Here is an 11,529-nt window from a genome sequence, read left to right on the forward strand (position 1 = left end):
GGCATCGCTGTCAAGCCACGCACCCTGCCCATGCCCCGCAAAGCCCAGACCGAATCGATGTCCGACCGCGATGCCGCGCCCGGAGGCGCGGCCGCGGTCGACCGCGCCTTGAGCCTGCTCGGTGCCTTCCGCCCCGGCGACGAGGCGCTGTCGCTCGCGCAGTTCGCCGAGCGCACGCAGCTCTACAAGAGCACGGTGCTGCGCCTTTTGGCCTCGCTCGAGCACGCACGGCTGATCCGCCGCCAGGACGACGGCCGCTATGCGCTCGGTTCGGAGATCGCGCGGCTGCACGGGCTCTACGCGGCCGCGCAGTCGCTCGACCGCATCGTGCTGCCGGTGCTGCGCGCGCTGGTCGCGGCCACCGGCGAGAGCGCGGCCTATCACGTGCGGCAGCCGCAGGGCACGGGCTGGGTGCGGCTGTGCCAGTTCCGCGTCGATTCGCCGCAGGTGGTGCGCGACCACGTGCGCGCCGGCGACCTGCTGCCCAACGACCGCGGCGCGGGCGCGCGCGTGCTGATCGCCTGGGGGCCCGAGGCCGAGCTGCCGCGCGCCGCGGCCGAGCGCCGGCGCTACGAGGAGATCCGCGCGCAGGGCTTCTGCGCGCTGGTGGGCGACCGCAGCGCCGAGCTCGCGGGCATCTCGGCACCGGTGTTCCATGGCGACGGCCGCCTGGCCGCGGCGGTCACCTTGACCATGCCCGCGCATCGCTACGACGCGCGCCATGCCGAGGCGGTGCGTTCAGCGGCACGCGAACTGACGGGGCTGGTGTAGGGGAACGGGCTCGGACAGCCGAACGCAGAAGTCGCGAAGGTTTCGCAGAAGTCGCGGAAGAAACAGCCAAAAAATGGTTTTCCTTCTGCGACTTCTGCGTAGTTTTTGTCTTCCTTCTGCGTTCGGCTGTTCGGCTTCAGCCCTCGGCCTTGAAGCCCGAGTTCTTGATCGGCAGCTCCCACATCTTCAGGTGCGCCGCCTGCGTGGCCGCGAGTTCGGCCGGGCCGGCGTGCGTGGGCACCAGGCCCAGCGCGTAGATGCGCTCCTGCACGTCGGGCGCGCGCAGCGCCTCGGCCACGGCGCGGTCGAGGCGCTGCACCGTCTCGGCCGGCAGGCCGGCCGGGCCGTAGAGGCCGAAGAATGCATTGGCCGTGACGTCGATGCCGGCCTCCTTGAGCGTGGGCACCTCGGGCAGCGAGCGGTTGCGCTGCGCGCCGGTCATCGCGAGGATGCGCACCTTGCCCGCGCGGTGGTGCTCGATGGTCTCCGAGGCGGTGTCGACCATCAGCGGCACCTGGCCGCCGATCAGGTCCTGCGCGGCCGGCGCGCCGCCGCGGTAGGCCACGTGCGTCATCGGCACGCCCGAGGCCTGCGCCAGCAGCTGGCCCGCGAAGTGCGGCACCGTGCCCGCGCCCGAGGTCGCGTAGTTGGCCTTGGTGGGGTTGGCCTTCATCCAGGCCAGCACCGCCTTCAGGTCGCCGGCCGGCGCGCCGGGGCCGGCCGTGACCGCGAAGTCGAAGGTGCCCGCGAGCGCGACCGGCGTGAAGTCCTTGACCGGGTCGTAGCCGAGGTTCGGGTAGAGCCACGGATGGATCACCAGCGCGCCGCTCGGCGAGAACACCAGCGTGTTGCCGTCGGGCGCCGCGCGCTTGACCTCGCCGAGCGCGAGCCGGCCGGCGGCGCCGGGCTTGTTGTCGATGATGACGTTCTGGTTGAGCGTCACGCGCATCTTGTCGGCCAGCAGGCGCGCGACCACGTCGGCCGAGCCGCCGGGCGGGAAGCCCACCAGGATGCGCAGGGTGCGCTCCTGCGCGAAGGACCGCGGCGCGATGGCGACGGCGGCGGCGAATGCAGCGGCCTGCGCTGCGAACTGACGGCGTTTCATGGGGTCTGTCTCCTCGGGGGTGGATGGTCTGTCGCGTTGTTGTCGTGTCGTCGTCCCTGGATCTCTTCGCTCTTCAGCGCAAGGCGGCCAGCAGCGCGCGGTTCTGCTCGGGCAGGCCGATCGAGACGCGCAGCCATTCGCCCAGGCCGTAGTTGCCCAGCAGCGAGACCTCGATGCCCGCGGCCAGCAGGCGCGCATGCACCGCGGCGCTGTCGCCCACCTTCACCGCCAGGAAGTTGCCCGACGAGGGCAGGTGCGCGAGGCCGAGCTCGTCGAAGCCCGCGGCGAGCTGCGCGCGCCCGGCGGTGTTGAGTTCGTAGCTGCGCGCGAGGAAGTCCGCGTCGCCCAGCGCGGCCGTGGCCGCGGCCAGCGCCGGCGTCGTGACGTTGAAGCGCGGGCGCTGCGCGTTCATGCGCGCGGCCAGCGCGGGCTGGGCCACGCCGTAGCCGATGCGCAGGCCCGCGAGGCCGAAGGCCTTGGAGAAGGTGCGCGCCACGATCAGGTTCGGCAGCCGCCGCACCCACTCGATGCTGTCGTAGCGCTGCGCGGGCGCGAGGTACTCGGTGTAGGCCTCGTCGAGCAGCACCGTCACGTGCGCCGGCACCGACTGCAGGAAGGCCTCGAGCGGCGCGGCCTCGATGAAGCTGCCGGTGGGGTTGTTGGGGTTGGCGACGAAGACCAGCTGCGTGTCCTCGCCGATGGCCGCGCGCATCGCATCGAGGTCGTGGCCGAAGTCGCGCGCCGGCACCACGGTGGCGCGCGCATGGGCGTGCGCCGTGGCCTGGGCGTAGACCACGAAGCCGTACTGCGAATAGACCACGTTCTCGCCCGGCTTCAGGCTGACCTGCGCGGCCAGCTCGAGGATCTCGCTCGAGCCGCTGCCCAGCACCAGCCAGTCGGGCGGCACGTCCAGGCGCGCCGACAGCGCCTGCTTGAGCGCGCTGCCGTTGCTGTCGGGGTAGGTGCCGGCGCCCGCGAGCGCGTCGGCGGCCGCGCGGCGCGCCGACTCGGGCATGCCGAGCGGGTTTTCGTTGGAGGCCAGGAGGATCTTCGGGGCGGTCATGTCGTCGGTGCGGAAAGGCGGATTTATTTAAGAAGTTAAATTTATCCGGCCGGCCCGGCGCGGCCATCGGGGCCTACCCTTCCCGCAGGCGCGGGCGGGTGAACGCATTGCAGGCCGCGGGTGAACGCAATGACGGTGAGCGGCTGCTATTACATTCATTTTTGTCATCGATTAATCCCGCTTTGAGCTATTACTCTTCACTACGGTATGCAATAAAGTGGAGCTTATGGATCGCGCATGCGCGCGCCCCGAACCCGAATACATCCCCCGCATCGCATTTCGTCCCCGAGGAGAAAACATGACCGCCCGCACCACCGCCCACGGACTCCAGGTCGCGACCGAACTCCACCGCTTCGTCGAGGAGAAGGTGCTGCCCGCCAGCGGCGTGGCCAGCGAGACCTTCTGGAAGGGTTTCGACGCCATCGTCACCGACCTCGCGCCCAGGAACGTGGCGCTGCTCGCCGAACGCGACCGCCTGCAGAGCGAACTCGACGCCTGGCACAAGAAGAACCCCGGCCCGATCGCCGACATGCCGGCCTACCGCGCCTTCCTCGAGAAGATCGGCTACCTGCTGCCGCAGCCCAAGGGCACGAAGGCGACCACCGCCAACGTCGACGCCGAACTGGCGCAGCAGGCCGGCCCGCAGCTGGTGGTGCCGATCCTCAACGCACGCTATGCGCTCAACGCCGCCAACGCGCGCTGGGGCTCGCTGTACGACGCGCTGTACGGCACCGATGCCATTCCCGAGACCGACGGCGCGGAAAAGGGCAAGGGCTACAACCCCGTGCGCGGCGCCAAGGTCATCGAGTTCGCGCGCAACGTGCTCGACCAGGCCGCGCCGCTGGTCAACGGCTCGCACAAGAACGCCACCGGCTACAGCGTGAAGGACGGCCAGCTGGTCGTCGCGCTGCAGAGCAGCAGCACCGCGCTGGCCGATCCCGCGCAGTTCATCGGCTACCAGGGCGATGCCTCGGCCCCGTCGTCGGTGCTGCTCAAGCACAACGGCATCCACCTCGACATCCGCATCGACCGCTCCACGCCGATCGGCAAGAGCGACGCCGCCGGCGTCAGCGACCTGGTGCTCGAGGCCGCGCTGTCGACCATCCTCGACCTCGAGGACTCGGTGGCCGTGGTCGATGCCGCCGACAAGGTGGTCGCCTACTCGAATTGGCTCGGCATCGTGCAGGGCACGCTGACGGAAGAAGTCGCCAAGGGCGGCAAGACCTTCACGCGCGGCCTCAACCCCGACCGCGAATACACCGGCGCCAACGGCCAGCCGATCAAGCTGCACGGCCGCTCGCTGATGTTCCTGCGCAACGTGGGCCACCTGATGACCAACCCGGCCGTGCTGTACGACGGCGGCAAGGAAATCCCCGAAGGCATCCTCGATGCCGTGGTGACCACCACCATCGCGATGATCGACCTCAAGCGCAAGGGCAACTCGCGCACCGGCAGCATCTACATCGTCAAGCCCAAGATGCACGGCCCGGCCGAAGTGGCCTTCGCGAGCGAGCTGTTCGGCCGCGTCGAGCAGCTGCTGGGCCTGCCGGCCAACACCGTGAAGCTCGGCATCATGGACGAGGAGCGCCGCACCAGCGTGAACCTCAAGGCCTGCATCGCCGAGGCCGCCGCGCGCGTGGCCTTCATCAACACCGGCTTCCTCGACCGCACCGGCGACGAGATGCACACCGCCATGCAGGGCGGCCCGATGATCCGCAAGGGCGACATGAAGGCCAGCGCCTGGATCGGCGCCTACGAGAAGAACAACGTGCTGGTCGGCCTGTCGTGCGGCCTGCGCGGCAAGGCGCAGATCGGCAAGGGCATGTGGGCCATGCCCGACCTGATGGCCGCCATGCTCGAGCAGAAGATCGGCCATCCGAAGGCCGGCGCCAACACCGCCTGGGTGCCCTCGCCCACCGCCGCCACGCTGCATGCGCTGCACTACCACCAGGTCAGCGTGACCGCGGTGCAGCAGGAGCTCGAGAAGATCGACGCCGATGCCGAGCGCGACAACATCCTGAACGCGCTGCTGCAGGTGCCGATCGCCGCCGAAGCCAAGTGGACCGAGGCCGAGAAGCAGCAGGAGATCGACAACAACGTGCAGGGCATCCTCGGCTACGTGGTGCGCTGGATCGACCAGGGCGTGGGCTGCTCGAAGGTGCCCGACATCCACGACGTGGGCCTGATGGAAGACCGCGCCACGCTGCGCATCTCGAGCCAGCACATCGCCAACTGGCTGCTGCACGGCGTGGTCACGAAAGCGCAGGTCGACGAGACCTTCCAGCGCATGGCCAAGGTGGTCGACGGGCAGAACGCGGGCGAGCCGCTGTACCAGCCGATGGCCGGCCACTTCGACACCTCGGCCGCCTACAAGGCAGCACAGGACCTGGTGTTCAAGGGCATCGAGCAGCCCAGCGGCTACACCGAGCCGCTGCTGCACGCCTGGCGCCTGAAGGTCAAGGGCGAAGCCTGATCGCCGAGCGAACGACTCGCGAACCGCGGCGCCTTCGGGCGCCGTTTTTCATGGCTGGTTAGGATGCGTGCCGCTCTCCGTTTCCTGCTGTCCCATGACGTTCTCCCCGGCCCGCGCACGCTCGGCCACCTCGATGCTGATCGTGCTGGCCTCGGCCTTCGCGCTGAGCCAGGCCTTCCGCACCGTCGGCGCGATGATGGCCACGCCGCTCTCGCAGCACTTCGGCCTCACGGCGCAGGCGCTCGGCCTGTGGGCCGGCACCTTCCACTTCATGTTCGGCGCCACGCAGCTCGCGATGGGCGTGGCGATCGACATGTACGGCGTGCGCCGCACGGTGCTCACGGCCTTTCCGCTCGCGATCGTGGGCGCGGTGCTGTGCGCGCTGGCGCCGAGCTTCCACGGGCTGCTGCTCGGCCAGGCGATGATCGGCGTCGGTTGCGCGCCGGCCTTCCTGGCCTGCACCGTGTTCATCGCGCGCCACTTCGAGGCCGCGCGCTTCACCGCCATGTCGGGCCTGGTCATGAGCCTCGCGGGCCTGGGCATCCTGTTCACCGGCACGCCGCTGGCGCTCTTGATCGAGGCCGCGAGCTGGCGCGCGGGCTATGCCTGCCTCGCGGGCTTCGCGGTGCTGTCGTGGGGCTTCGTGTTCTGGCGCGTGCACGAGCCGCCGCATGCGCAGGCCACGCAGCGCCAGACGCTGGGCCAGGCGGTGCGCGAACTGCTGCCGCTGTTCGCGATGCCGCACACGCTGGGCCTGCTGTGCTTCGCCTGCGTTTCGTACGCGGCCTTCATCACCCTGCGCGGCCTGTGGCTCGGCCCGGTGCTGCACGACCGCCACGGACTCTCGCTCGTGAGCAGCGGCAACGTCGCGCTGGTAATGACCGTCGCGGGGATGATCAGTCCGGCCCTGTTCGGCCGCCTCGATCCCGGCGGCGCGCGGCGCGGGCGCTGGCTCATGGGCTGCGCCTCGGCGGCCGCGATCATGTTCGCGCTGATGGCGTTCACGCAGTCGCTGGCGGTCGACATCGGCCTGCCGATTCTCTATGGCCTGCTCTCGGGCTACTCGGTGCTGCAGTACTCGTACACGCGCGCCGCCTATCCGGCCGCGATGACCGGGCGCGCGCTGTCGCTGCTCAACATGGCGATGTTCCTCGGCGTCTCGCTGATGCAGTGGACCACCGGCGTGGCCGCCTCGTGGGCGGCCACGAACGGCGTCGAGCCGTTCCGCGCGGTGTTCCTCACGATCGCGCTGATGCTGGCCGCGGGCACCACGGCCTTCCTGCTGCTGCCGCGCGCGCACGAACGCACGGGCGCGATCGCCGCCGGCCGCTGAGGCTCAGCCGAGCCGCGAACGCACTTCCACGCGGCCGAGCCGGCGCATGTCTTGCGCGTACACGTGCGGCCGGCCGTACATCGCCCGCGCATCGGCGCTGCCGAAGGCCGGCGCCTCGCAGCCCTTGCGCGTGACGAAGCAGCGGCGCAGCACGTCGTAGTGCCGCGGCTCGGCCTCGCCGCCGCGCGCCTCGGGCACGCGCGCGAGCCTCACCTCCCACCAGGCGCCATCGACGCGATGCCACTGCGTGACGGCATCGATGACGTGATAGGGCGCATAGGGCCGCACCGTGTCGCTGCTGCCGTAGCGCTCGGCCCGCTCGGCCTTGCGCTGCCGCTTCGCGCGCTGCAGGTGGCGGTTGGGCAGCAGGATGCCCGTGGCGGGATGCACGAACAGCTCCACCGACGCCGACTCGCGCAGCGGCACCAGCGACCGTTGCCACACGCGGCCCGGCACCCACACCTCGCCCGCGCGCAGCTCGGCCTGGCGTTCGACGAACTGGTCGATGTGCACGAAGATGTGGGCCTGCACCGTGTTGCGCCGGTCGATGCCTTCGCAGAGTTCGCTCCACACCTTGTCCCAGGGCCGATGCACCTGCTTGTGCAGCCAGCGCTTGAGCGGCTGCAGGTTCTCGCTGAGCCACTTGGGGTGCTGGTAGCCGCGCCGCATGCCCAGGTGCGAGCCGCGCTCGCGGCTGTTGCGCCACGGGCGGCCGTCGCCCTGCACGCGCCAGCCGCCGCGCGGGCGTTCGACGATCACCTTGTCCATGTCTTCGCGCATGGTCAGTCCTCCTTCAGTCCGCGCGCCGCCTTCTGCAGCGCGACCTTCTGCGCGCGCCGCTCGGCGCGATGCGTGCGCAGGTGGCGGCCCGCGCCCTGGCTGGATGCGCGGCGTGCCATCGCGGCCACGACGGGATTGCGCGGGGCTTCGCCCGGCACCGAGAAATAGAACCGGCCCAGACGCTTCTCGTCGTCGCGGGCCTTTCGCTGAGCACTCATGTGCACACACTCCGGATCAAAAACAAAAAGGCCCCGGCGAATGTTTGCGCGCGGGGCCCTTGTCGATACGGCCGCGGCGGGATGCGTGGGTGCACATCCGGCCGGGGCGGTCGGTGTGCGGTCAGGAGTTCAGAGGACGGTTCATTGAAGTGGTGGTGCGCCCGGGAGGTCGATCGTCGCCGTGCGCGCGTGAAAGAAAAAACTGTCGCTGAAAAATGAAGGCCGGATTCTGGCGAGGCCGCGCACGGCGCGCAAGACCGTTGTGCAACGCTGTGGCGTGAAGGCGACGTGTCCGATTCACCGTCATCGAAGAAAAAAACCGCCGCGCGAATCCAGCCGCGCATGCGCCCCGTATTGGTCTCAAGCGCATCGCGCCTCCGCGCTGTTGGCGGTTCCACAGACACACGGCGATGCGCGCATGGCGCATCCCTCAAGGAGACCTTCATGAAGAAACTCGTCATCGCACTCGGCGTCTCGGTCCTGCTCGGCGCTTGCGCGGGCGGCATGGGCATGGGCGGCAGCAGCAGCAACATGAACACGCCCATGGTCGGCGGCGCGCCGATGTATCCGACGAAGGACATCGTCGACAACGCCGTGAATTCGAAGGACCACACGACGCTGGTCGCCGCGGTGAAGGCCGCGGGCCTGGTCGACACGCTCAAGAGCCCCGGCCCGTTCACCGTGTTCGCGCCCACCAACGCGGCCTTCGCCGCGCTGCCGCCCGGAACGGTCGACACGCTGCTCAAGCCCGAGAACAAGGGCACGCTGACGACGGTGCTGACCTACCACGTGGTGCCCGGCCGCATGGACAGCGCCGCGCTGATGAACGCGATCAAGGCCGGCGGCGGCAAGGCCGTGCTGAAGACCGCGAGCGGCGGCACGCTGACCGCGATGATGAGCGGCAGCAACGTGCTCGTGACCGATGCGAAGGGCGGCACCGCGATGGTGACGATCGCCGACGTCTACCAGTCGAACGGCGTGATCCACGTCGTGAACAAGGTGCTGCTGCCGGGCTGATCGCCCGCCGGCGCGGCGTGCTCAGGCGCGCTGCGCTGCTTCGGCCTCTTCGGCTTCCTCGCGCAGCCACTGCGCGAACTCCAGCGCATCGCGGTTGCCCGCGGCGCGCCGCGAGGTCTCGACGAAGTAGCCGCGCTGCGAGGCCGCGCCCTCGCCCAGCGGCGCCACCAGCCGGCCCTCGCGCATCAGCTCGCGCAGCAGCGGCAGGCGCCCGATCACCACGCCCTGCCCCGCCACCGCCGCGCCCACCGCGTCGGCGTACTGCGTGAAGCGCAGCGTGCTCTTCATGCGCAGGTCGTGCAGGCCCATCACCTTGAGCCAGGGCTCCCAGTCGATGGTGGGCGCCTCGCTGTGGTCGGGGTACTCGACCGTGAGCAGGGTCAGGTTCGCGAGATCGGCCGGCTTGCGCAGCGACTTGGCGAGCGCGGGCGAGCACAGCGGCACCACGCTCTCCTCGAACAGCGCCGGCCCCTTGCCGCGCGAGACCGGCATCAGCCGCACCGCCACGTCGACGCGGCTGCGCTCGAGGTCGAGCACCTCGAGCGTGGCCGACACGCGCACGTCGACCTGCGGATGGCTGCCGGTGAAGCGCGCGAGCCGCGGGATCAGCCACAGCGAGGCGAAGCCCGGCGTGGTGGTGATCGCGACCTGGCGCGGCGCCGAGCCGGCGCGCACGCGCGCGGTGGCGTCGCGCAGCCGCTCCATGCTGTCGGTGACGGCGCGCTGCATCACGCCGCCGGCCTCGGTGAGCACCAGCGCGCGGTGGCGGCGCTCAAACAGCAGCACGCCCAGGCTGGCCTCGAGCTGCTGGATCTGCCGGCTCACGGCCGACTGCGTGAGGTGCAGCTCGGTCGCGGCCAGCGTGAAGCTCAGCCGGCGCGCGGCGGCCTCGAAGCTGCGCAGGAGTTCCAGCGGCGGCAGATCGACCGCGCTCTGGGGCAGGGCCGCCGAGGCCGGCTTTGCATTCTCGATACGCATGCAATGAGTTCCAAAAGACCGTTTGTAAAGGACCGGGCGCTCAATATATTCATTCGCATGACGAATGCAATGGAGCTTGCCATGAGCACCCCCTTCCCTTCCTGCTTCCAGCTCAGCCTGCCGGCGCGCGCGGTCTTCGCCGTGGCCGATGGCGCCGGCGTGGGCATCGAGTGCCGCAGCGGCTCGGTCTGGGTCACCCTGGACCGCGATCCGCGCGACATCGTGCTCGAGCCCGGCGAGCGCTTCGAGGGCAGCGAGCACCGCCGCATGCTGGTGTCGGCGCTCGAGCCCGCGCGCATCACGGTGTCGGATGCGCAGCCGGCCGCGATCCCGCTGCCGGTGCCCGCGCGCCGGCGGTCGCCTTGGCGACTGCTGCCCCACGGGTTGTCCCCGGCTTGACCCTGGCCCCCCGGCATCGAACCATCGAAGCCAGGGAACCGGCGCACGCGATCGAAAGCCGCCCCGTCGACGGGCGGCTTTTTCTTTGGGGCCGTGCACGGCCGGCCATTCCCTCCGAACATCCAGGGCGACGAACACGTGGAGAGATTCCGATGACGCAACCATCACAGGACCCGGGCGCGCAACCCTTCGTGCTCTACGCGCTCGACGAGGGCATCGCCACGCTCACGCTCAACCTGCCGGCCAAGCTCAACCCGCTGGCGCTCGAGCTGCAGCAGGAGTTGCGTGCCCACCTCGAACGCATCCGCGACGACCGCGCGGTGCGCGCCCTGATCCTCACGGGCGCGGGCAAGGCCTTCTGCGTGGGCGCCGACCTCAGCGCGATGCGGCCGCCGCAGGACGGCAAGACGCTTGGCGACCAGACCGCCGAGTGGATGCAGTCGCTGAGCAATCCGCTGATCGAGACGCTGCAGTCGATGCCGATTCCGGTCGTGGCCGCCGTCAACGGCGCGGCCGCCGGTGCCGGCGTGGGCCTCGCGCTCGCGGCCGACATCACGCTCGCCGCGCGCAGCGCCTACTTCTACCTGCCTTTCCTGCCCAAGCTCGGCATCGTGCCCGACCTGGGCTGCACCTGGGCCATTCCGCACCGCGCGGGCCGGGCGCGCGCGATGGGCATGGCGCTGCTCGACGAGCGGCTTGGCGCCGGGCGCGCGGTGCAGTGGGGCCTGATCTGGGGCTGCGTGGACGACGAGAACCTGATGGCGGAAGCGCGCGAGACCGCGCAGCGCCTCGCGCGCCTGCCCGCGCACGCGGTGACCGAGGCACGCGCGGCCTTCGCCGCGGCCGAGCGCCACACGCTGCCCGAGCAGTTGCACTACGAGAGCGAGCGGCAGCGCGAGCTGATCGAGCGGCCGACTTTCCGCGAAGGCGTGAGCGCGTTCCTGCAGAAGCGCGCGCCGGAGTTTCCCGGCCGCTAGACTGCGCGGGCGCTCGCGTCCGGGCGCGACTCGAGGGAGGAACACGCCGATGAAACCCGAAGACGCCGTGCAACGGCAACTGCTCGCCTACAACGCCAGGGACCTCGACGCCTTCGTCGCCGAATACGCCGAGGACGTGCGCACCTTCCGCCCGCCCGCGCCCGAGCCCGTGCTGGTCGGCCGCGAGGCGCTGCGGGCCTACTACCGCGACCACCGCTTCGTGCTGCCCGAGCTGCATGCCGAGGTGGTGCAGCGCATGGTGGTCGGCAACAAGGTGATCGACCACGAACGCATCACGGGCCTGGCGGCGAATGCCGTCGAGATCGTGGCGGTCTACGAAGTGATCGACGGGTGCATCCGCAACGTCTGGTTCCATCCGGCCGAATCCGCGGCGTGACGGGCCCCGGGCCCGTTT

Annotated in this window: 12 protein-coding genes; 7 read left to right on the forward strand and 5 right to left on the reverse strand. The window is 70.4% G+C overall.

What is annotated here, in order from left to right; genetic code table 11:
* The first annotated feature begins 30 nt into the window (after positions 1–30).
* The gene (locus tag ACEN9J_RS17465; RefSeq protein ID WP_296781727.1) at positions 31–771 is read left to right on the forward strand and encodes an IclR family transcriptional regulator; all 741 of its coding nucleotides are present in this window, start codon (positions 31–33) and stop codon (positions 769–771) included.
* A gap of 136 nt (positions 772–907) precedes the next feature.
* Here ACEN9J_RS17465 and ACEN9J_RS17470 read toward each other — a convergent pair whose 3' ends face one another.
* Both ACEN9J_RS17470 and hisC read right to left on the reverse strand, forming a co-directional pair.
* Positions 908–1,876, reverse strand: a complete 969-nt coding sequence (locus ACEN9J_RS17470; protein ID WP_261209414.1) for a Bug family tripartite tricarboxylate transporter substrate binding protein — start codon at positions 1,874–1,876, stop codon at positions 908–910.
* A gap of 73 nt (positions 1,877–1,949) precedes the next feature.
* Positions 1,950–2,939, reverse strand: coding sequence for a histidinol-phosphate transaminase (gene hisC / locus ACEN9J_RS17475; protein ID WP_413761639.1), 990 nt, complete (start codon positions 2,937–2,939; stop codon positions 1,950–1,952).
* A 298-nt stretch (positions 2,940–3,237) separates the two neighbouring features.
* Between hisC and ACEN9J_RS17480 the strand changes: the two genes are divergently transcribed.
* Both ACEN9J_RS17480 and ACEN9J_RS17485 read left to right on the forward strand, forming a co-directional pair.
* Positions 3,238–5,412 (forward strand): malate synthase G, encoded by a 2,175-nt coding sequence (locus tag ACEN9J_RS17480; protein ID WP_413761640.1) that lies wholly within the window; start codon positions 3,238–3,240, stop codon positions 5,410–5,412.
* A 94-nt stretch (positions 5,413–5,506) separates the two neighbouring features.
* Positions 5,507–6,745, forward strand: coding sequence for an MFS transporter (locus ACEN9J_RS17485; protein ID WP_413761641.1), 1,239 nt, complete (start codon positions 5,507–5,509; stop codon positions 6,743–6,745).
* A gap of 3 nt (positions 6,746–6,748) precedes the next feature.
* Here ACEN9J_RS17485 and ACEN9J_RS17490 read toward each other — a convergent pair whose 3' ends face one another.
* Both ACEN9J_RS17490 and ACEN9J_RS17495 read right to left on the reverse strand, forming a co-directional pair.
* Entirely contained in the window at positions 6,749–7,525 is a 777-nt protein-coding gene (locus ACEN9J_RS17490) for a hypothetical protein (protein ID WP_413761642.1), read from the reverse strand.
* A gap of 2 nt (positions 7,526–7,527) precedes the next feature.
* Complete coding sequence (locus ACEN9J_RS17495) at positions 7,528–7,743, reverse strand: hypothetical protein (RefSeq protein ID WP_093350583.1); 216 nt, start codon at positions 7,741–7,743, stop codon at positions 7,528–7,530.
* A gap of 504 nt (positions 7,744–8,247) precedes the next feature.
* On the opposite strand from ACEN9J_RS17495, the gene ACEN9J_RS17500 reads away from it, so the two are divergent.
* Positions 8,248–8,760, forward strand: coding sequence for a fasciclin domain-containing protein (locus ACEN9J_RS17500; protein ID WP_413764576.1), 513 nt, complete (start codon positions 8,248–8,250; stop codon positions 8,758–8,760).
* Between the two features lie 21 nt (positions 8,761–8,781).
* Here ACEN9J_RS17500 and ACEN9J_RS17505 read toward each other — a convergent pair whose 3' ends face one another.
* Positions 8,782–9,738, reverse strand: a complete 957-nt coding sequence (locus ACEN9J_RS17505) for a LysR substrate-binding domain-containing protein (RefSeq protein WP_057595546.1) — start codon at positions 9,736–9,738, stop codon at positions 8,782–8,784.
* A gap of 81 nt (positions 9,739–9,819) precedes the next feature.
* Between ACEN9J_RS17505 and ACEN9J_RS17510 the strand changes: the two genes are divergently transcribed.
* The 3 genes from ACEN9J_RS17510 (at position 9,820) to ACEN9J_RS17520 (ending at position 11,511) form a co-directional block, all read left to right on the forward strand.
* Complete coding sequence (locus tag ACEN9J_RS17510) at positions 9,820–10,137, forward strand: DUF2917 domain-containing protein (RefSeq protein WP_413761643.1); 318 nt, start codon at positions 9,820–9,822, stop codon at positions 10,135–10,137.
* 152 nt (positions 10,138–10,289) lie between these two features.
* A complete protein-coding gene (locus ACEN9J_RS17515) occupies positions 10,290–11,114 on the forward strand; it encodes an enoyl-CoA hydratase-related protein (RefSeq protein ID WP_413761644.1) in 825 nt (274 codons plus the stop codon).
* 49 nt (positions 11,115–11,163) lie between these two features.
* On the forward strand, positions 11,164–11,511 hold the full coding sequence (locus ACEN9J_RS17520; RefSeq protein ID WP_261209449.1) for a nuclear transport factor 2 family protein: 348 nt from the start codon (positions 11,164–11,166) through the stop codon (positions 11,509–11,511).
* The last annotated feature ends 18 nt before the right edge of the window (positions 11,512–11,529 follow it).

Source organism: Variovorax sp. Varisp41 (genome assembly GCF_047325085.1).
Taxonomy (GTDB): domain Bacteria; phylum Pseudomonadota; class Gammaproteobacteria; order Burkholderiales; family Burkholderiaceae_C; genus Variovorax.

Bases quoted from the DNA above. Each gene is read 5' to 3' on its own strand.
- ACEN9J_RS17500 (WP_413764576.1), top strand. From the start codon at position 8,248: ATGGGCATGGGCGGCAGCAGCAGCAACATGAACACGCCCATGGTCGGC.
- ACEN9J_RS17490 (WP_413761642.1), bottom strand. From the start codon at position 7,525: ATGCGCGAAGACATGGACAAGGTGATCGTCGAACGCCCGCGCGGCGGC.
- ACEN9J_RS17480 (WP_413761640.1), top strand. From the start codon at position 3,238: ATGACCGCCCGCACCACCGCCCACGGACTCCAGGTCGCGACCGAACTC.
- ACEN9J_RS17515 (WP_413761644.1), top strand. From the start codon at position 10,290: ATGACGCAACCATCACAGGACCCGGGCGCGCAACCCTTCGTGCTCTAC.
- ACEN9J_RS17510 (WP_413761643.1), top strand. From the start codon at position 9,820: ATGAGCACCCCCTTCCCTTCCTGCTTCCAGCTCAGCCTGCCGGCGCGC.
- ACEN9J_RS17495 (WP_093350583.1), bottom strand. From the start codon at position 7,743: ATGAGTGCTCAGCGAAAGGCCCGCGACGACGAGAAGCGTCTGGGCCGG.
- ACEN9J_RS17505 (WP_057595546.1), bottom strand. From the start codon at position 9,738: ATGCGTATCGAGAATGCAAAGCCGGCCTCGGCGGCCCTGCCCCAGAGC.
- ACEN9J_RS17520 (WP_261209449.1), top strand. From the start codon at position 11,164: ATGAAACCCGAAGACGCCGTGCAACGGCAACTGCTCGCCTACAACGCC.
- ACEN9J_RS17470 (WP_261209414.1), bottom strand. From the start codon at position 1,876: ATGAAACGCCGTCAGTTCGCAGCGCAGGCCGCTGCATTCGCCGCCGCC.
- hisC (WP_413761639.1), bottom strand. From the start codon at position 2,939: ATGACCGCCCCGAAGATCCTCCTGGCCTCCAACGAAAACCCGCTCGGC.
- ACEN9J_RS17485 (WP_413761641.1), top strand. From the start codon at position 5,507: ATGACGTTCTCCCCGGCCCGCGCACGCTCGGCCACCTCGATGCTGATC.
- ACEN9J_RS17465 (WP_296781727.1), top strand. From the start codon at position 31: ATGCCCCGCAAAGCCCAGACCGAATCGATGTCCGACCGCGATGCCGCG.